Source organism: Streptomyces sp. NPDC003248 (assembly GCF_055563235.1).
The window spans coordinates 186,275-203,900 of sequence record NZ_JBVHDT010000014.1 but is presented as its reverse complement, the minus strand read 5'-3'; the positions used below and the strand labels follow the sequence as shown (position 1 = coordinate 203,900).

Annotated in this window: 16 protein-coding genes, 1 rRNA gene and 1 riboswitch; of the genes, 14 read left to right on the top strand and 3 right to left on the bottom strand. The window is 71.2% G+C overall.

All coding sequences use genetic code 11. The annotated features are described in order from the left end of the window. The 12 genes from rrf to ACZ3KJ_RS28320 form a co-directional block, all read left to right on the top strand. Nucleotides 1–92 (top strand): 5S ribosomal RNA (gene rrf, locus ACZ3KJ_RS28375); the annotation flags it as partial. Nucleotides 93–202: 110 nt separating this feature from the next. Then, nucleotides 203–811: a CDP-alcohol phosphatidyltransferase family protein gene (locus tag ACZ3KJ_RS28370; RefSeq protein ID WP_401698884.1), complete on the top strand. Its 609-nt coding sequence runs from the start codon at nt 203–205 to the stop codon at nt 809–811. Nucleotides 812–926: 115 nt separating this feature from the next. Next, on the top strand, nt 927–3,422 hold the full coding sequence (locus tag ACZ3KJ_RS28365; protein WP_467531081.1) for a sugar phosphate nucleotidyltransferase: 2,496 nt from the start codon (nt 927–929) through the stop codon (nt 3,420–3,422). A 98-nt stretch (nt 3,423–3,520) separates the two neighbouring features. After that, on the top strand, nt 3,521–4,426 hold the full coding sequence (locus ACZ3KJ_RS28360; protein ID WP_467531079.1) for a DUF881 domain-containing protein: 906 nt from the start codon (nt 3,521–3,523) through the stop codon (nt 4,424–4,426). Then, nucleotides 4,423–4,755: a small basic family protein gene (locus ACZ3KJ_RS28355; protein ID WP_030798533.1), complete on the top strand. Its 333-nt coding sequence runs from the start codon at nt 4,423–4,425 to the stop codon at nt 4,753–4,755. Before ACZ3KJ_RS28360 ends, ACZ3KJ_RS28355 begins: the two co-directional genes overlap by 4 nt. Nucleotides 4,756–4,760: 5 nt before the next feature. Continuing rightward, a complete protein-coding gene (locus ACZ3KJ_RS28350) occupies nt 4,761–5,684 on the top strand; it encodes a DUF881 domain-containing protein (RefSeq protein WP_467531076.1) in 924 nt (307 codons plus the stop codon). An 82-nt stretch (nt 5,685–5,766) separates the two neighbouring features. Next, the gene (locus tag ACZ3KJ_RS28345) at nt 5,767–6,651 is read left to right on the top strand and encodes an FHA domain-containing protein (RefSeq protein WP_467531102.1); all 885 of its coding nucleotides are present in this window, start codon (nt 5,767–5,769) and stop codon (nt 6,649–6,651) included. 43 nt (nt 6,652–6,694) lie between these two features. Then, nucleotides 6,695–7,432 (top strand): transcriptional regulator FtsR, encoded by a 738-nt coding sequence (gene ftsR, locus ACZ3KJ_RS28340; RefSeq protein ID WP_467531074.1) that lies wholly within the window; start codon nt 6,695–6,697, stop codon nt 7,430–7,432. Nucleotides 7,433–7,517: 85 nt separating this feature from the next. Beyond that, nucleotides 7,518–7,991, top strand: coding sequence for a bifunctional nuclease family protein (locus tag ACZ3KJ_RS28335; RefSeq protein WP_004934251.1), 474 nt, complete (start codon nt 7,518–7,520; stop codon nt 7,989–7,991). A gap of 265 nt (nt 7,992–8,256) precedes the next feature. Next, a complete protein-coding gene (locus tag ACZ3KJ_RS28330) occupies nt 8,257–8,940 on the top strand; it encodes a MerR family transcriptional regulator (RefSeq protein WP_467531073.1) in 684 nt (227 codons plus the stop codon). Between the two features lie 79 nt (nt 8,941–9,019). Further along, nucleotides 9,020–10,513 carry a DNA polymerase IV gene (locus tag ACZ3KJ_RS28325; RefSeq protein ID WP_467531071.1) on the top strand — a complete coding sequence of 498 codons (1,494 nt, stop codon included), beginning with the start codon at nt 9,020–9,022 and terminating at the stop codon, nt 10,511–10,513. A gap of 17 nt (nt 10,514–10,530) precedes the next feature. Continuing rightward, nucleotides 10,531–10,956, top strand: a complete 426-nt coding sequence (locus ACZ3KJ_RS28320) for a nucleotidyltransferase domain-containing protein (RefSeq protein ID WP_467531070.1) — start codon at nt 10,531–10,533, stop codon at nt 10,954–10,956. A gap of 8 nt (nt 10,957–10,964) precedes the next feature. On the opposite strand, the gene ACZ3KJ_RS28315 is transcribed toward ACZ3KJ_RS28320, so the two are convergent. Further along, nucleotides 10,965–11,336, bottom strand: a complete 372-nt coding sequence (locus tag ACZ3KJ_RS28315; protein ID WP_467531069.1) for a PRC-barrel domain-containing protein — start codon at nt 11,334–11,336, stop codon at nt 10,965–10,967. A gap of 114 nt (nt 11,337–11,450) precedes the next feature. After that, a riboswitch (glycine riboswitch) is annotated at nt 11,451–11,546 on the top strand. Nucleotides 11,547–11,718: 172 nt separating this feature from the next. On the opposite strand from ACZ3KJ_RS28315, the gene gcvP reads away from it, so the two are divergent. Further along, entirely contained in the window at nt 11,719–14,604 is a 2,886-nt protein-coding gene (gcvP, locus tag ACZ3KJ_RS28310) for an aminomethyl-transferring glycine dehydrogenase (protein ID WP_467531068.1), read from the top strand. A gap of 68 nt (nt 14,605–14,672) precedes the next feature. On the opposite strand, the gene ACZ3KJ_RS28305 is transcribed toward gcvP, so the two are convergent. Both ACZ3KJ_RS28305 and ACZ3KJ_RS28300 read right to left on the bottom strand, forming a co-directional pair. Then, nucleotides 14,673–15,092, bottom strand: coding sequence for a TOBE domain-containing protein (locus tag ACZ3KJ_RS28305; RefSeq protein ID WP_467531066.1), 420 nt, complete (start codon nt 15,090–15,092; stop codon nt 14,673–14,675). A gap of 194 nt (nt 15,093–15,286) precedes the next feature. After that, entirely contained in the window at nt 15,287–15,682 is a 396-nt protein-coding gene (locus ACZ3KJ_RS28300) for a TOBE domain-containing protein (protein ID WP_385074085.1), read from the bottom strand. A 182-nt stretch (nt 15,683–15,864) separates the two neighbouring features. Between ACZ3KJ_RS28300 and ACZ3KJ_RS28295 the strand changes: the two genes are divergently transcribed. Beyond that, a complete protein-coding gene (locus tag ACZ3KJ_RS28295; RefSeq protein WP_467531064.1) occupies nt 15,865–17,475 on the top strand; it encodes a glycoside hydrolase family 43 protein in 1,611 nt (536 codons plus the stop codon). Nucleotides 17,476–17,626 lie beyond the last annotated feature (151 nt).

Sequence of the window (17,626 nt, the reverse complement as noted above, 5' to 3'; positions counted from 1 at the left end):
CGCCCGGTTACATTCCGAACCCGGAAGCTAAGCCTTACAGCGCCGATGGTACTGCAGGGGGGACCCTGTGGGAGAGTAGGACGCCGCCGAACAATAATTGGAGCTCTGGCTCCCGGGCATACAGCCCGGGAGCCAGAGCTCTTTTGCGTTGAGGTAAGGTCGGGGAGCATCGTTGGCTCGTTTTCCTACTGGAGGCCCCCGGGTGGAGGTCCAGGAGACCCGTGTTCAGACCGACCGGGTCCTCACCATCCCGAACATCCTCAGCATGGCGCGTCTCGTCGGCGTACCGCTGTTCCTGTGGCTGATTCTCAGGCCTGAGTTCGGGGGGCCGCAGAGCGACGGCTGGGCCCTGCTGGTGCTGGCCCTGAGCGGGGTCAGCGACTACCTGGACGGCAAGCTCGCGCGACGCTGGAACCAGGTCAGCAGCCTCGGCCGGCTCCTCGACCCGGCCGCGGACCGGCTCTACATCCTCTCGACCCTGGTCGGCCTCACCTGGCGGGACATTCTGCCCCTCTGGTTGACGGCTGTACTTCTCGCGCGGGAGCTGGTCCTGCTGGTGATGGTGGGCATCCTCAGACGGCACGGCTATCCGCCGCCGCAGGTGAACTTCCTGGGGAAGGCGGCCACCTTCAACCTGATGTACGCCTTCCCGCTTCTGCTGCTCAGTGACGGAACCGGATGGCTTGCGTCACTCGCTGCCATTTTCGGATGGGCGTTCGCCGGATGGGGTACAACGCTCTATTGGTGGGCAGGAGTCCTCTACGTGGTACAAGTCCGCCGCCTGGTCCGTGCGGACGCCATGGCCGACTGAGCCTGCCGATCGCCTGCCGAGAAGTGGCTCGATGGCCCGCCGCCGAAAAGTGCGGGACAATCTGGACGGGTGAAGTCGGCTAGACCGTCGTCTCTTCAAGGAGGACGCTTCCGACATGAAGGCCGTCGTGATGGCCGGAGGCGAAGGCACGCGCCTTCGCCCTATGACCTCGAGCATGCCCAAGCCGCTCCTGCCGGTGGCCAACCGGCCGATCATGGAGCACGTTCTGCGGCTGCTCAAAAGGCATGGGCTCAACGAGACCGTCGTCACTGTTCAGTTCCTGGCGTCACTGGTCAAGAACTACTTCGGTGACGGTGAAGAGCTCGGAATGGAGCTCAGCTATGCCAACGAGGAGAAGCCACTCGGTACCGCCGGAAGCGTCAAGAACGCCGAGGAGGCGTTGAAGGACGACGCCTTCCTGGTCATCTCCGGCGACGCACTGACCGACTTCGACCTCACCGAACTGATCAACTTCCACAAGGAAAAGGGCGCGCTGGTCACCGTCTGCCTGACGCGCGTGCCCAATCCGCTGGAATTCGGCATCACGATCGTCGACGAGGAAGGCAAGGTCGAGCGCTTCCTCGAGAAGCCGACCTGGGGCCAGGTCTTCTCGGACACCGTGAACACCGGCATCTACGTGATGGAACCCGAGGTCTTCGACTACGTCGAGGCCGACGTGCCCGTCGACTGGTCCGGTGACGTCTTCCCGCAGCTCATGAAGGAGGGCAAGCCGATCTACGGCTATGTCGCCGAGGGCTACTGGGAGGACGTCGGCACGCACGAGAGCTATGTGAAGGCCCAGGCCGACGTGCTCGAAGGAAAGGTCGACGTCGAACTCGACGGCTTCGAGATCTCCCCGGGCGTATGGGTGGCCGAGGGCGCCGAAGTCCACCCCGACGCAGTTCTGCGCGGACCCCTCTACATCGGTGACTACGCCAAGGTCGAGGCCGGCGCGGAAATCCGCGAGCACAGCGTCATCGGCTCCAACGTCGTCGTGAAGAGCGGCGCCTTCCTGCACAAGGCCGTCGTCCACGACAACGTGTACGTCGGGCAGCACAGCAATCTGCGCGGATGCGTCGTAGGGAAGAACACCGACATCATGCGGGCCGCCCGGATCGAGGATGGGGCCGTCATCGGTGATGAATGCCTGATCGGTGAAGAATCGATCGTGCAGGGCAATGTGCGGGTCTATCCGTTCAAGACCATCGAAGCCGGCGCGTTCGTCAACACGTCGGTGATCTGGGAGTCCCGCGGACAGGCGCACCTCTTCGGCGCCCGCGGTGTCTCCGGCATCCTGAACGTCGAGATCACGCCCGAACTGGCCGTGCGCCTGGCCGGTGCCTACGCCACCACCCTGAAGAAGGGCTCCACCGTCACCACCGCCCGCGACCACTCCCGTGGTGCCCGGGCGCTGAAGCGGGCGGTCATCTCCGCGCTCCAGGCCAGCGCCATCGACGTGCGGGACCTGGAGAACGTACCGCTGCCGGTGGCGCGGCAGCAGACCGCTCGGGGCAGCGCCGGCGGCATCATGATCCGGACCTCGCCCGGGGTGCCGGACTCCGTGGACATCATGTTCTTCGACGGACAGGGCGCCGATCTGTCGCAAGGCGGTCAGCGGAAGCTGGACCGGGTGTTCGCGCGGCAGGAGTACCGGCGGGCGTTCCCCGGGGAGATCGGGGACCTGCACTTCCCGGCCAGCGTCTTCGACTCCTACACCGGGTCGCTGCTGCGGAACGTGGACACCACCGGGATCTCCGAGTCCGGCCTGAAGGTCGTGGTCGACGCCTCGAACGGAAGCGCCGGGCTCGTCCTGCCGAGCCTGCTCGGCAAGCTCGGGGTGGACTCGCTGACCATCAACCCCGGTCTGGACGAGTCCAGGCCGACGGAGACGGCCGACATGCGGCGCCGGGGGCTCGTACGGCTCGGCGAGATCGTCGCGTCCTCGCGGGCCGCGTTCGGCGTACGGTTCGACCCCGTGGGCGAGCGGCTGTCCCTGGTGGACGAGAAGGGCCGGATCATCGAGGACGACCGGGCGCTGCTCGTGCTGCTCGACCTGGTGGCCGCCGAGCGGCGCAGCGGGCGGGTCGCCCTGCCGGTGACGACGACCCGGATCGCCGAACAGGTGGCGGCCTACCACGGGACGCAGGTCGAGTGGACGACGACTTCGCCCGACGACCTCACCCGGGTCGGGCGGGACGAGTCGACGATCTTCGGCGGGGACGGCAAGGGCGGATTCATCGTCCCGGAGTTCAGCAGCGTCTTCGACGGGACCGCGGCGTTCGTGCGGCTGATCGGGCTCGTGGCCCGGACGCAGCTCACGCTGAGCCAGATCGACGCGCGGATCCCGCGGGCGCACGTCCTGAAGCGGGACCTGGCGACCCCGTGGGCCGTGAAGGGGCTCGTGATGCGGCGGGTCGTCGAGGCGGCCGGAGACCGCTTCGTGGACACCACCGACGGCGTCCGGGTGGTGGAGACGGACGGACGCTGGGTCATGGTCCTGCCGGACCCCGCCGAGGCCGTCACCCACCTGTGGGCCGAAGGCCCCGACGACGCCTCCGCGCAGGCCCTGCTGGACGAGTGGGCGACCGTGGTGGACAGCGCCGGGCGCTGACAGCACGTCCACGCGCGCGTGCCGGACAGGTGGCCCCGAGGAGGCCTGTCCGGCACGCCGGTGGGGTCGTTCACAGGTAGTGGCCGCGACATGCGACGATGTGCGGCATGCCGCAGCAGCCCCCCGTTCGGAGCACACCCGCGCGCGCCTCGCGCCCGGACGCGTCCATGTCGCTGCTCACCAACGTCATGGACCACAGCCTCGACGACGGGTACGCCGAGGCGGCCGCCCGCAAACAGGCCGACGGGACCCAGGGCCTGCCCAGGACCCTGCGGGCCAGGCTGGGACTGGCCGCCGGGCTGGTGCTCGCGGCCCTCGTGGTGACCGTCGGCGCGGCCCAGGCGCGGACCGCCGCCCCGGTCGTCGCCAAGGAGCGCGAGGAACTGATCGACCGCATCGACCGCGAGACGGAGGCGGCCGACAAGCTCGAGGACACCGTCGACGAACTGCGCGCCGACGTGAGCGCCCGGCAGCGAGAAGCGCTCAGGGACAGCGGCGGCGGTGAGCAGGCGGAGCTGGTGGGCATGCTGGCGGGCGCCGTCGCGGTGCACGGGCCGGGGATCGAACTCGTCGTGGACGATGCAGAGGAAGCCTCCACGGGCGGTGACGGCGACCCCCGCGAGACCTCCGGCTTCTCCGACACCGGGCGGGTGCGCGACCGTGACATGCAGCGTGTGGTGAACGGGCTGTGGGCCTCCGGCGCCGAGGCGGTCTCCATCAACGGGCAGCGACTGACGGCCCTGTCGGCGATCCGGGCCGCGGGTGACGCGATACTGGTCGACAACAAACCGCTGGTGCCGCCGTACACGGTGCTGGCGGTGGGGGACGGGCAGAACCTCAGTACCCGGTTCCAGGACAGCTCCGACGGGCTGTACCTGCACGCCTTGCAGGAGAACTTCGGCATCCGGACCGCCATCTCCGTGCAGGACGACGTCCGGGTGCCCGCCGCGCCGAGTGTGATCGTACGTACAGCACAGCCGATAACTGAGAAGGACGCATCGTGATCGCCGTACTGGGCCTCGTCGTGGGCGTCGTGGCCGGCCTGTTGGTCCAGCCCGAGATTCCGGCCGCTGTCGTTCCGTACCTGCCGATCGCCGTCGTGGCGGCGCTGGACGCGGTGTTCGGCGGGCTGCGGGCCATGCTGGACGGGATCTTCGACGACAAGGTCTTCGTGGTGTCGTTCCTGTCGAACGTGGTCGTCGCCGCGCTGATCGTCTTCCTGGGCGACGAGTTGGGCGTCGGATCCCAGCTGTCCACGGGTGTGGTGGTCGTCCTCGGCATCCGCATCTTCTCCAACGCCGCGGCGATCCGCCGGCACGTGTTCCGGGCGTGAGGCCGATGAACGACCAGGACGAGACGCGCCGGGACGAGACACACCGGAGCTGGACGCAGGGGAGCGGGACGCACCGGCACGAGCCGCACGGCAACGGGTCGCACCGGGACGACACGGCGACGACCCGGCTGCGCAGGGAGTTGCCCGCGGAGGTCCCCGTGGTGCCCGCGCAGCAGCAGGGGCCGGGGCAGGCCGCGGAGCCCGCTCTGACGGGGCGGCAGCGGCTGGTGAAGGGACTGTGGCCGCCGCGCGTGACCCGGGCCCAACTCATCGTCGCCGTGCTGCTGTTCGGCCTCGGCTTCGGCCTGGCCGTCCAGGTCGCCTCCAACAGCGAGAGCGGCAACGCCCTGCGCGGCGCGCGCCAGGAGGATCTGGTGCGCATCCTCGATGAACTCGATGACCGCACTCAGCGTCTTGAGGACGAGAAGCAAGGCCTCGAGGAGCAGCGGCAGGAGCTGGAGAACAGTTCCGACCAGGCCGAAGAGGCACGGAAGCAGACGGTCGAGAAGGAGAAGCAACTGGGTGTCCTGGCGGGCACGGTGGCCGCCCAGGGGCCCGGTATCACCATGACCATCGAGGACACGAAGGGGACGGTCGAGGCGGACATGCTGCTCGACGCCATCCAGGAGCTGCGCGCGGCGGGGGCGGAGGCGATCCAGGTGAACGGTGTACGGGTCGTCGCCAGTACGTTTCTGACGGATTCCGGCAAGAGCGTGAGCGTCGACGGGAACAAGATCAACGCCCCCTATCGTTTCAAGGTCATCGGCAAGCCGCAGGACCTCGAACCGGCGCTCAACATCCCTGGAGGCGTGGTGCAGACTCTTGAGAAGGAGCAGGCCACCGTGACCGTCGAGCGATCGACCAAGATCGTCGTGGACGCCTTGCGAGCGGCGCAGCAGCCTGACTACGCTCGGTCGTCCTCCCAGTGAACCGGGGGTGCATGGGGGCCGTCCGGCAGGGGCATGAGGTTGCGGGGGGTCGGCGCACCGATCGGGTGGTGCGTGGTGGAAACTGTCTGGTGGATACGGACGTTGTGAAGGTGTCCGGGTCGGCCGGTGTATTCAGTCAGGGTTCGTCCTGCCCCACGGGCGGGTCTGTTTCGGTCAAGGGGAATCGCCCGTGAAGTTGTTTGCGAAGTTGTTCGGCAAGAGCGCGCGAGAGGGCAGCGACAACGCGACCGCCCGTCATCGCGCACAGCCCGAGGCGGAGGGTGAGCGGCCGCTGTTCCGCGACCAGGTGGCTGGTCCGGGCGGTGACATTCCGGGAGGCCAGGGCGGGGCGTCGGTTGACCCTGCCCAGGCCGGCGGCATAGGTTTCGGCCAACCGTCGACCTCGAGTGCGGGCGGAGGGTTTTCCCCTATGACGGCCCTGGTGTGTACGAGGTGCGGTAACCGCAACGCGGAGAACAGCCGCTTCTGCTCCAACTGCGGCGCGCCGCTGAGGCCCGGTCTGACGCCCGAGCGCGCGTCGGAGACGACCTCCACCATCTCCATCTCCGGTCTCGAGGCCTACGACTCCGAGACCACCGGTCAGACGCAGCTGCCGGCGCTCTCCCCCGAGGCGCAGGCCGCGGTGGACGCGCTGCCGCTCGGCTCCGCGCTGCTGGTCGTGCGCCGCGGGCCCAACTCGGGCAGCCGTTTCCTGCTGGACGGCGACCTGACCACGGCCGGGCGCCACCCGCAGAGCGACATCTTCCTCGACGACGTGACCGTCTCGCGCCGTCATGTGGAGTTCCGCCGTCGGCCGGACGGTTCGTTCACGGTGGCCGACGTCGGCAGTCTGAACGGCACGTACGTCAACCGGGAGCGGATCGACGAGGTCGCTCTGTCGAACGGTGACGAGGTGCAGATCGGCAAGTACCGGCTGGTCTTCTACGCGAGCCAGCGAGGCTACTGACCCTCCCCCGGGTTCCGTCCGGGGGTGTCCCCAGGGAAGGTCCATGCTGCGAACACCGAGGGGCGGTGCCGGTCACGGCACCGCCGCCGCGGACGGCGGTCCGATGAGCATCGGCGCGGTGCTGAACGTGCTGCGTGACGAGTTTCCCGACGTCACCATCTCGAAGATCCGCTTTCTGGAGTCGGAGGGACTGGTCGAGCCGGAGCGGACCCCCTCGGGGTATCGCAAGTTCAGCGCGCGGGACGTCGAGCGCCTCGGCCACGTGCTGAGGATGCAGCGCGACCACTATCTGCCGCTCAAGGTGATCCGGGAGCACCTGGACGCCATGGAGCGCGGTGAGGCCGCGCCGTTGCCGACCGTGGGCCGGCAGCGGGACGGCGAGACCGTGCCCGAGCTGTCCGACGTGCCCACGGTGGCCCGGATCGGGCGGGCCGAGCTGCTGGCGGCCGCGGGGGTCGAGGAGCCGGAGCTCGCGGAGTGGGAGGCGTACGGGCTCCTCGTGCCCCTGGAGGACGGGGTGTACGACGCGGAGGCGGCCACGGTGGCCTCGCTCGTCGCCGAGCTGGGGCGCTTCGGTATCGAGCCCCGGCACCTGCGGGTGATGAAGGCCGCCGCGGACCGTGAGGCGGGGCTCGTGGACCAGGTGGTCGCCCCGCTCCGGCGGCATCGCAATCCCCAGACCAGGGCCCATGCGGAGGCCCGGACGAAGGAGCTCGCGGGGCTGACGGTCCGGTTGCACGCGGCGCTCGTGCAGACCGCGCTCGGCGTGCGGTTGCCCTGACGGGCGGGTGCTCCGGGAGGCCGGATCGGTCACCCGTTCCCGGCCCGACTACCCAAACGTCCCGGGCACGGCCTAGGGTTGCTGTGTGAACGAGCTCGATGTCGTAGGTGTCCGGGTCGAGATGCCCTCCAACCAACCGATCGTGCTGCTGCGTGAAGTGGGGGGCGACCGTTACCTCCCCATCTGGATCGGACCGGGGGAGGCGACGGCCATCGCCTTCGCCCAGCAGGGCATGGCTCCCGCGCGGCCGCTGACCCACGACCTGTTCAAGGACGTGCTGGAGGCCGTCGGCCAGGAGCTCACGGAAGTGCGCATCACGGACCTGCGTGAGGGCGTCTTCTACGCCGAGCTGGTCTTCGCCAGTGGTGTCGAGGTGAGCGCCCGCCCGTCCGACGCCATAGCGCTGGCGCTGCGCACCGGGACGCCGATCTATGGCAGCGACACGGTCCTGGACGACGCGGGCATCGCCATCCCGGACGAGCAGGAGGACGAGGTGGAGAAGTTCCGCGAGTTCCTCGACCAGATCTCGCCGGAGGACTTCGGCACCAGCAACCAGTAGCGGGCGGTGCCCGTCCGTGCCCGGCCGGCGGGACGGTCCGCGCGCTGGAGGGGCGCCCGGGGCGTGCCCGGTGTGTCATGTGCCGGTGGCCCGTGAGAGCGGCGCACGGCCCCCGCTCCGCGCATTCGGCTAGCCTTTCCCCGCAGTGGGGTGCGGGAAACCGCTCCTTGGGTGATTATCACTCGGCGTGGCGAGTGTGGCGATCGTTGACGCACCCCTGGTGACTGCCTACCGTCGAGAAGGCAGGTCAAGGACGGAGGTCGGCGTGGGAAGCAGCGGCGACGGTACGGCTGGGGGTGCCCCCGGATTCGGTGTCGGGGGGAGCGGTCCGTACCCTTCCCCGAGTTCTCGGCTGCGCTCGGGCAGGGGGTACCCCGCGCACAGCGGCGGGGCCGACCTGGCTCCCCAGCGACCGGCTGCCGTGCCGAGCGGCGGAGGGACGGCGTCCATGGCGTCCGAGCAGATCGGCTACCGGGGCCCGACGGCGTGTGCGGCCGCCGGCATCACCTATCGACAACTGGACTACTGGGCGCGCACCGGGCTCGTCGAGCCGAGCGTGCGGCCCGCGCACGGGTCCGGCACGCAGCGTTTGTACAGCTTCCGGGACGTCGTCGTCCTGAAGATCGTCAAGCGGTTCCTCGACACCGGTGTCTCACTTCAGAACATCCGCACCGCCGTCCAGCACCTGCGTGAGCGCGGGTTTCGCGACCTGGAGCGCATGACGCTGATGAGCGACGGTGCCACGGTCTACGAGTGCACCTCGCCGGACGAGGTGCACGCGCTGCTCCAGGGCGGTCAGGGCATCTTCGGGATCGCGGTGGGCGTGGTGTGGCGGGACGTCGAGAGCGCGTTGTCCCAGCTGCACGGCGAGCGGGTGGACACCGGGGAGACGCTCGTCGGGCACAACCCGGCGGACGAGCTGGCGCGGCGGCGCAACCGGGCGGTCTGAGAGCCGACGTCCGGTGCTCCGGTGCCGTTGTGGGTGCGGTCCGGTGCTGTTGTCAGTGGTGTGGTGCAGCATCGGAGATGTGAGAAACGCGCCCACGATCCTGCATCTCGACATGGATGCCTTCTTCGCCCAGGCGGAGCAGGCGTCCAAGCCGAGTCTGCGCGGGAAGGCCGTCGTCGTGGGCGGGCTGGGGCCGCGCGGGGTGGTGGCGACCGCCTCGTACGAGGCAAGGGTCTTCGGTGTGCACTCGGCGATGCCCATGGCCCAGGCCCGCCGGCTGGCGCCGAACGCCGCCTATCTCACCCCGCGTTTCACGTTCTACCGGTCGATCAGCGACCAGGTGATGGGGTTGCTGCGGTCCCTGTCCCCGTTGGTCGAGCCGCTGAGCCTGGATGAGGCGTTCGTGGACCTGGAGGCCGGGGAGGCGGCCTGGGACAGCGGGTCGGCGCGGCTGGCCGGGGTGCGGCTGCGGGCGGACATCCGTGCGGTCACCGGCCTCACGGGATCGGTGGGACTGGCCGGCTCCAAGATGCTCGCGAAGATCGCCTCGGAGCAGGCCAAGCCCGACGGCCTGGTGCTGATCGAGCCGGGCACGGAGCGGGCGCTGCTCGGGCCGATGCCGGTGCGGACCCTGCCGGGGGTGGGTCCGGCGACCGGTGACCATCTGCGCCGGGCGGGGATCACCACGGTCGACGAGATCGTCGAGGCCGGTGAGGACGAGCTCGTGCGGCTGCTGGGCAAGGCCCACGGGCACGGCCTGTACGCGATGGCGCTGGCGCGGGACGACCGGCCCGTGGTGGCGGAGCGGGAGACCAAGTCGGTGTCGGTCGAGGACACGTACGACGTGGACATCCATGACCGGGTGCGGGTGGAGCTGGAGGTGCAGCGGCTGGCCGACCGGTGTGTGCGCAGGCTGCGGGGGGCCGGGCTGTCGGGGCGGACCATCGTGCTGAAGGTGCGGCGGTACGACTTCTCCACGCTCACCCGGTCCGAGACCCTGCGGGGGCCCACGGACGACCCCGCGGTGGTGCGGGAGGCGGCCGGCCGGCTGCTGGACGCGGTGGACACCACGGGCGGGGTGCGCCTGCTCGGGGTGGGTGTCAGCGGCCTGGCCGACTTCACCCAGGAGGATCTGTTCGCGCAGGTCGCCGAGGCGAGAGCGGAGGGCGTCGAGGAGGAGGTGCCGGACGAGCAGGTGCGCGAGGACGCGGCGCCGGACGGGCACCAGTGGCGTCCGGGGCACGATGTGCGGCATGCCGTACTGGGGCATGGCTGGGTGCAGGGCAGTGGTCTGGGGCGGGTCACCGTGCGGTTCGAGACACCGCAGTCGGAGGTGGGGCGGGTGCGCACGTTCCGGATCGACGACCCGGACCTGGAGCCGGCGGATCCGCTGCCGCTGGTGCGGCGAAGACCGGAGGAGGCCCCGACGGCGGACGGCGCGGTGGGAATCGCGGAAGGCGCGGTGGCGGACGTGGCGGGCGCGGCCGGGGAGGCGGGGCCGACGGGCAGCGTGCCGGCGGTCGAGGCGCCGGCGGTCGAGGTGCCGGGGGAGCGGCGGGGGGCCGTCCGGTGACCGCGGAGAGTTCTTCCGTGGTGGCGCCGGAGCGGTGTGCCGAGGTCCGGACGGTGGTGGAGCGGATCACGGCGTGGGCCCTCGGCCGGAATGACGTCGTCGGGGTGCTGCTGGTCGGGTCATGGGCCCGGGGTGCGGCGCGGCAGGACTCCGATGTCGATCTCGTGGTCCTGACGACCCGGGCCGCCGGGTACGCCGACGACGACGCCTGGCTCCGCGAGCTCGCCCTGGGGGAGGTGGTCCGTGTCGGGGCGTGGGGTCCTGTCACCGAGTGGCGGCAGGTCACCGCCTCCGGGCTGGAGGTCGAGGTGAACATCGGCGCGCCGGACTGGGCGTGCGCGGACCCCGTCGACGCCGGGACCCGGCGGGTCGTGCGGGGCGGCGCACGCGTCCTGCACGACCCCGCCGGGATGCTGGCGCGGCTGCTGCGGGCCTGCGGCTGACCGCGGGGTCAGACGTCGTCCCGGCCGGCCAGGGTGCCGAAGTCGTGGTCCTCCGCCGGGGGAGGGGCGCCCACGTCGAGGCCGTAGTGGTGGTAGAGCTGGAGCTCCTGCTCCGGGGAGAGGTGGCGGCCGACGCCGAAGTCCGGGGCGTCCTTGATCAGCGAGCGGTCGAAGGGGACGCGCAGGGTGCCCTCGACCAGCTCGCTGGGCTCCAGGGGGACGAAGGCGTCCCGGGAGAACAGGCCGGTCCGTATCGCCGCCCACTCGGGCACGCCGGTGGCGTCGTCGAGGTAGACCTCGTCGATCGTGCCGATCTTGGTGCCATGACGGTCGAACGCCTTGCGGCCGATCAGGTTGCGCGGATCGATGTCGGTCTGCACGGGCCCTCCACTTGGTCGCAACTCATCCGTAAGCACTACAAAAGAGCACATCGGTGATGGCGGCCACTCGACAGGGGGCACCGTTGACCTCGCTGATAGTCTGACTACGGCTGCTGACCCCGTGCGGGAGAGTCCTCCGGAGAACACCGGGGGCGCCGAAGGAGCAAATCCTCCCCGGAATCTCTCAGGCCCACGTACCGCACGGACGAGGTCACTCTGGAAAGCAGGGCGGACGATGGTTTCCGCCCTCACCGACGGTGAAAGCCGGGCGTCCACGGGCGGCCGGTGAAGCTCTCAGGTCGAGATGACAGAGGGGGAGGCCGTCCGGGTACCCGTGCCGTGGTGCCCCTCGAAGGTCGCGTCAGACCAGGAGGCCTCCGCAATGACCGCCCATCGCATTCCGCTCTCCGACCTCGAACGGGCGAACCCGTTCGAGCAGCGCCACATCGGGCCCGACCAGGAGGCGCGGGCCAAGATGCTCGCGCAGGTCGGGTACGGCTCGCTGGACGAGCTCACCGCCGCCGCCGTCCCCGATGTGATCAAGAACGCCGACGCGCTGGACCTGCCGGACGCGCGGTCCGAGGCCGAGGTGCTGGCCGAGCTGCGCTCGCTGGCCGACCGCAACCAGGTCCTCGACTCCATGATCGGCCTGGGCTACTACGGGACGTTCACGCCGCCGGTGATCCTGCGCAACGTCATGGAGAACCCGGCCTGGTACACGGCCTACACGCCGTACCAGCCGGAGATCTCCCAGGGGCGGCTCGAGGCGCTGCTGAACTTCCAGACCATGGTCGCCGACCTGACCGGGCTGCCCACGTCCGGTGCCTCGCTGCTCGACGAGGGCACCGCCGCCGCCGAGGCCATGGCGCTCTCCCGCCGCATGGGCAGGAACAAGAAGGGCCTGTTCCTGGTCGACGCGGACGCGCTGCCGCAGACCGTCGCCGTGATCGAGGCGCGGGCCGAGCCGACCGGCGTCGAGGTGGTCGTCGCCGACCTCGGCGACGGGATCCCGGCCGAGGTCGCCGAGCGCGAGATCAACGGCGTGCTCCTCCAGTACCCGGGTGCCTCCGGCGCCGTACGCGACATCAGGCCGGTCGTCGAGCAGGCCCACGCGCTGGGCGCGCTCGTCACCGTCGCCGCCGACCTGCTCGCGCTGGCGCTGCTGACGTCTCCCGGTGAGCTGGGCGCGGACATCGCGGTCGGCACGACGCAGCGGTTCGGTGTGCCGATGGGCTTCGGCGGGCCGCACGCCGGCTACATGGCCGTCCACGAGAAGTTCGCGCGCAGCCTGCCCGGCCGGCTCGTCGGCGTGTCCGTGGACGCGGACGGGAACAAGGCCTACCGGCTGGCGCTCCAGACGCGTGAGCAGCACATCCGCCGGGAGAAGGCCACCAGCAACATCTGCACCGCGCAGGTGCTGCTCGCCGTCATGGCCGGGATGTACGCCGTCCACCACGGCCCCGAGGGGCTCAGGACGATCGCGCGGCGCACCCACCGGTACGCCTCCGTCCTCGCCGGCGGCCTGAGGGCCGGCGGTGTCGAGGTCGTGCACGGCTCGTTCTTCGACACGCTGACCGTGCGGGTGCCCGGCCGGGCCGCCGAGGTCGTCGCCGCCGCGCGCGAGAACGGCGTCAACCTGCGCCTCGTCGACGCCGACCAGGTGTCGATCGCCTGCGACGAGACCACCGGGCGGGCCCAGGTGAGTGCCGTCTGGGCCGCCTTCGGGGTCGACGGGGACATCGAGGAACTCGACGCGGCGACCGAGGACGCGGTGCCGGCCGCGCTGCTGCGCACCGACGCGATCCTCACCCACCCCGTCTTCCACAGCCACCGCTCCGAGACCGCGATGCTGCGCTACCTGCGCCGGCTCGCCGACCGGGACTACGCGCTCGACCGCGGCATGATCCCGCTGGGCTCATGCACCATGAAGCTCAACGCGACCACCGAGATGGAGCCGGTCACCTGGCCCGAGTTCGGACAGCTGCACCCGTTCGCGCCCGCCGAGCAGGCGGAGGGCTACCTCACGCTCATCCATGAGCTGGAGGAACGTCTCGCCGAGGTCACCGGGTACGACAAGGTGTCCCTCCAGCCCAACGCCGGGTCGCAGGGCGAGCTGGCCGGTCTGCTCGCCGTACGCGGGTACCACCGGGCCAACGGCGACGAGCAGCGGACCGTGTGCCTCATCCCGTCGTCCGCGCACGGCACCAACGCCGCCAGTGCCGTGATGGCCGGCATGAAGGTCGTCGTGGTGGGCACGGCCGGGGACGGCGAGATCGACGTCGAGGACCTGCGGGCGAAGATCGACAAGCACCGGGACGAGCTCGCGGTCCTGATGATCACGTATCCGTCGACGCACGGCGTGTTCGAGGAGCACGTCGCCGACATCTGCGCCCAGGTGCACGAGGCCGGCGGACAGGTGTACGTCGACGGCGCCAACCTGAACGCGCTCGTCGGACTCGCCAGGCCGGGGCACTTCGGCGGTGACGTCTCGCACCTGAACCTGCACAAGACGTTCTGCATCCCGCACGGCGGCGGCGGCCCCGGCGTCGGGCCGGTGGCGGTGCGCGCGCACCTGGCGCCGTACCTGCCGAACCACCCGCTCCAGCCCGCCGCCGGGCCGGAGACGGGCGTGGGGCCGATCTCGGCCGCGCCCTGGGGCTCCGCGGGCATCCTGCCGATCTCGTGGGCGTACGTGCGGCTCATGGGCGGGGACGGGCTGAAGCGGGCCACGCAGGTGGCGGTGCTGTCCGCCAACTACATCGCCAAGCGGCTGGAGCCGCACTACCCGGTGCTGTACACCGGCCCCGGCGGGCTGGTCGCGCACGAGTGCATCATCGACCTGCGGCCGCTCACCAAGGCGACCGGGGTGAGCGTCGACGACGTGGCCAAGCGGCTCATCGACTACGGGTTCCACGCGCCGACGATGTCGTTCCCGGTGGCCGGCACGCTGATGATCGAGCCGACCGAATCCGAGGACCTGACCGAGCTCGACCGGTTCTGCGAGGCGATGATCGCGATCCGTGCGGAGATCGACAAGGTGGGTTCGGGCCGGTGGCCCGCCGACGACAACCCGCTGCGCCACGCCCCGCACACCGCGGCCGCGCTCGGCGGGGAGTGGGAGCACCCCTACACGCGCGAGGAGGCCGTCTTCCCGGCCGGGGTGTCCGCCGCCGACAAGTACTGGCCGCCGGTGCGCCGCATCGACCAGGCCTTCGGCGACCGGAACCTGGTCTGCTCGTGCCCGCCGCTGGACGCGTACGAGGACTGAGCGAGCAGCCGACGGCCGAGGGCCCCGTCCGTGCCGGACGGGGCCCTCGGCCGTGCCGGACGGCACACCTAGGCCGTGGCCAGGGCCACTTCGGTCGACTTGATCAGTGCGACGACGTCGGAGCCGACGAAGAGGCCGAGGTCGGTGGCCGCCTCCCGGGTGATCGCCGCGGTGAGCTCGCCGGCCGCGACGGAGACCTTCACGGACGCCATGGCCGCGCCGAGGGTGAGGCCCACGACCGTGCCGGGGAGCCGGTTGCGGATGGACAGGCCCTCGACGTGGCCGGTGGCGAGGGACACCTCCGTCGACTTCACCAGCGCCAGCACGGTGGAGCCCGGGGCGAGACCCAGCTCGGTCACCGCCTCCCGGGTGATCGCCGCGGTGAGCGTGGGGCCGCCGGTCAGCCGGACCCTGACGGTGGCCATCACCTCGCCCGGGGTGACGTCGCTGACGGTGCCGGAGAGCTGGTTGCGGATGCTCAAGGTCATGGGACCCCACCGTAGAGCCCCATCACCTCCATGCCGGGTATGTGTGTGTCCGTGCCGCACGGGCCGTGGCCGCCTTGTCGCCCGCCGCCTGCGCGTCGGTCCTGTGGGCCACCGCCGCGTCGGCCTCCGGCGGAGGCCCGGCCTTCGTCGGCCCGGCCTTCGTCGGGGCGCTCGGGGGAGGGGAGAGCGCTCGATCAGACCCGGTCGATGTGCACGTTCGTCGACTTCACCCGCGCGGTGGCCTCCATCCCCACCTCCAGGCCCAGCTCCTCGACGGCCTCCCGGGTCAGCAGGGAGACGAGCCGGTGCGGGCCGGCCTGGATGTCGACCTGGGCGGCGACGTCGCCGAGCTTGATCGCCGTGACGATGCCGGGGAACGCGTTGCGCACGGAGGTGTAGGAGGCGCCCTCCTCGCCGCTGCCGGAGCCCGCGAGCTCGACGGAGAACGCGGCGAGGTCCTTGCCGTCGATGAGGCGTCGTCCGGTCTCGTCGCGGTGGGTCGCCACCCGGCCCGCGTCCGCCCAGCGGCGCGCGGTGTCGGGGCTCACGCCGAGCAGCCGCGCGGCCTGGCCGATGGTGTAGGACTGCATGCCGGTCACGATAGGCGGTGCGGTCCGCGGCCGGGCGCGCCGGGCCCTGGAGCGCGCCGTGCGACGTCCACCGTGCGACGTCCTTGCCGAGCCGTCGGCCGCCGCCTACAGTCCGCTCCGTAATGTTCGTCGAAGAGACCGAATGTTTCGACCGCTTCGGTCTCCCGGAGGGGTGAAGGCACATGAGGACGAACGACGGGACGGACCGCGGGGTGTACGACGGGGCGGTTCGCGGGGCGAGCGGCGGGAGCGGCGGCGCCACGGACGGCGGCGCGGCCGGCCGGACCTACGGCAACCCCGTCATCCCCGGCTTCCACCCCGATCCCAGCATCTGCCGGGTCGGCGACGACTACTACGTCGTCTGCTCCAGCTTCGAGTACTTCCCGGGCGTCCCGGTCTTCCACAGCCGTGATCTCGTCCACTGGCGCCAGATCGGCAACGTCCTGGACCGACCGGCCCAACTGCCGCTGCCGGACGACCTGCCGGCCTCCGCCGGGATCTACGCGCCGACGATCCGGTACCACGACGGCCGCTTCTACATGATCACCACCAACGTCGCCGGCGGCGGGACCTTCCTCGTCACCGCCGAACGGCCGGAGGGGCCGTGGTCCGACCCGGTCTGGATCGACCTGCCCGGCATCGACCCCGACCTCGCCTGGGACGAGGACGGCTCCTGCTGGTGCGCGGTCTCGGGGGTGCGGGTCGCCCGGATCGACCCGGTGACCGGCGAGGTGCTCGAAGGGCCGGTGCCCGTGTGGTCCGGGACGGGGCTCCAGCATCCCGAGGCCCCGCACCTGTACCGCATCGGGCCGTGGTGGTATCTGCTGCTCGCCGAGGGCGGCACGGCCCACGGCCACAGCGTGTCCGTCGCGCGGGCCAGATCGCCGCTGGGCCCGTACGAGGCGGCCCCCGCCAACCCCGTCCTCACCCACGCCGGCACCGATCTGCCCGTCCAGTGCACCGGCCACGCCGACCTCGTCGAGGCGGCCGACGGCCGGTGGTGGATGGTGCTGCTCGGGACGCGCCCGCGCGGCTGGTTCCCCCGGTTCCACGTGCTCGGCCGGGAGACCTTCCTGGTCCCGGTCGAGTGGGTCGACGGATGGCCCCGGACGGGCCCGGTGCGTGAGCGGCACCCGGCGCCGGCGGGCGCCTGGCACCCCGTCCCGCCCGAGCCGGAGCGGGACGACTTCGACGCCCCCGGCCTCGCCCCGTACTGGATCTCCCCGCGCCGCCGGCCCGAGGGCTCCTGGTCGCTGAGCGCCCGCCCCGGCCGGCTCACCCTGACCGCGACCGGCGACAGCCTCGACCGCCCGGGGCACACCTTCGTCGGCCGCCGCCAGCGCCACCCCGACTGCCGGACGGCGGCCCGTCTGGAGCCCGGATCCGGGCGCGCCGGGCTCTCCGTCCGCCTCGACGAGGCCCACCACTACGACCTGGAGGTGAGCGGGGGAGAGGCGGGCGTGGTCGTCCGGATCGGGCCCGTACGGCAGTGGGTCGCACGGCGGCCGGTGCCGCCCGGCCCCCTCACCCTCGTCGTCGACATCCGCACGACCGACCAGGTGGCGCCGTCCGTGACGGCCCCGGGGCAGCGGGCCGACGGGGTGCGCCCGGCCGGTCCCGACACGATCGCCTTTTCGGTCGAAACGGCGGACGGCACCGAGCCGCTGGCGGAGCTCGACGGCCGCTACCTCTCCACCGAGGTGGCCGGCGGATTCACCGGCCGGGTCATCGGGCTCTACGTCACCGAGGGCACCGCGGACTTCGACTGGTGCGAGCACCGGCCGACCCGCTGAACCGCACCCGGCGGATTGCCTGTGCTCAAGGGGTTGCCACCCCTCCGAGCCTGTCTCTAGGGTGCGGCAGCAGCGAAGCTTTCCGAATCTCAAGCGAAACTTTCGACATCGGACGGACCGCGGTGTGCGGTGTGCCGTCCCGAACCCCGAG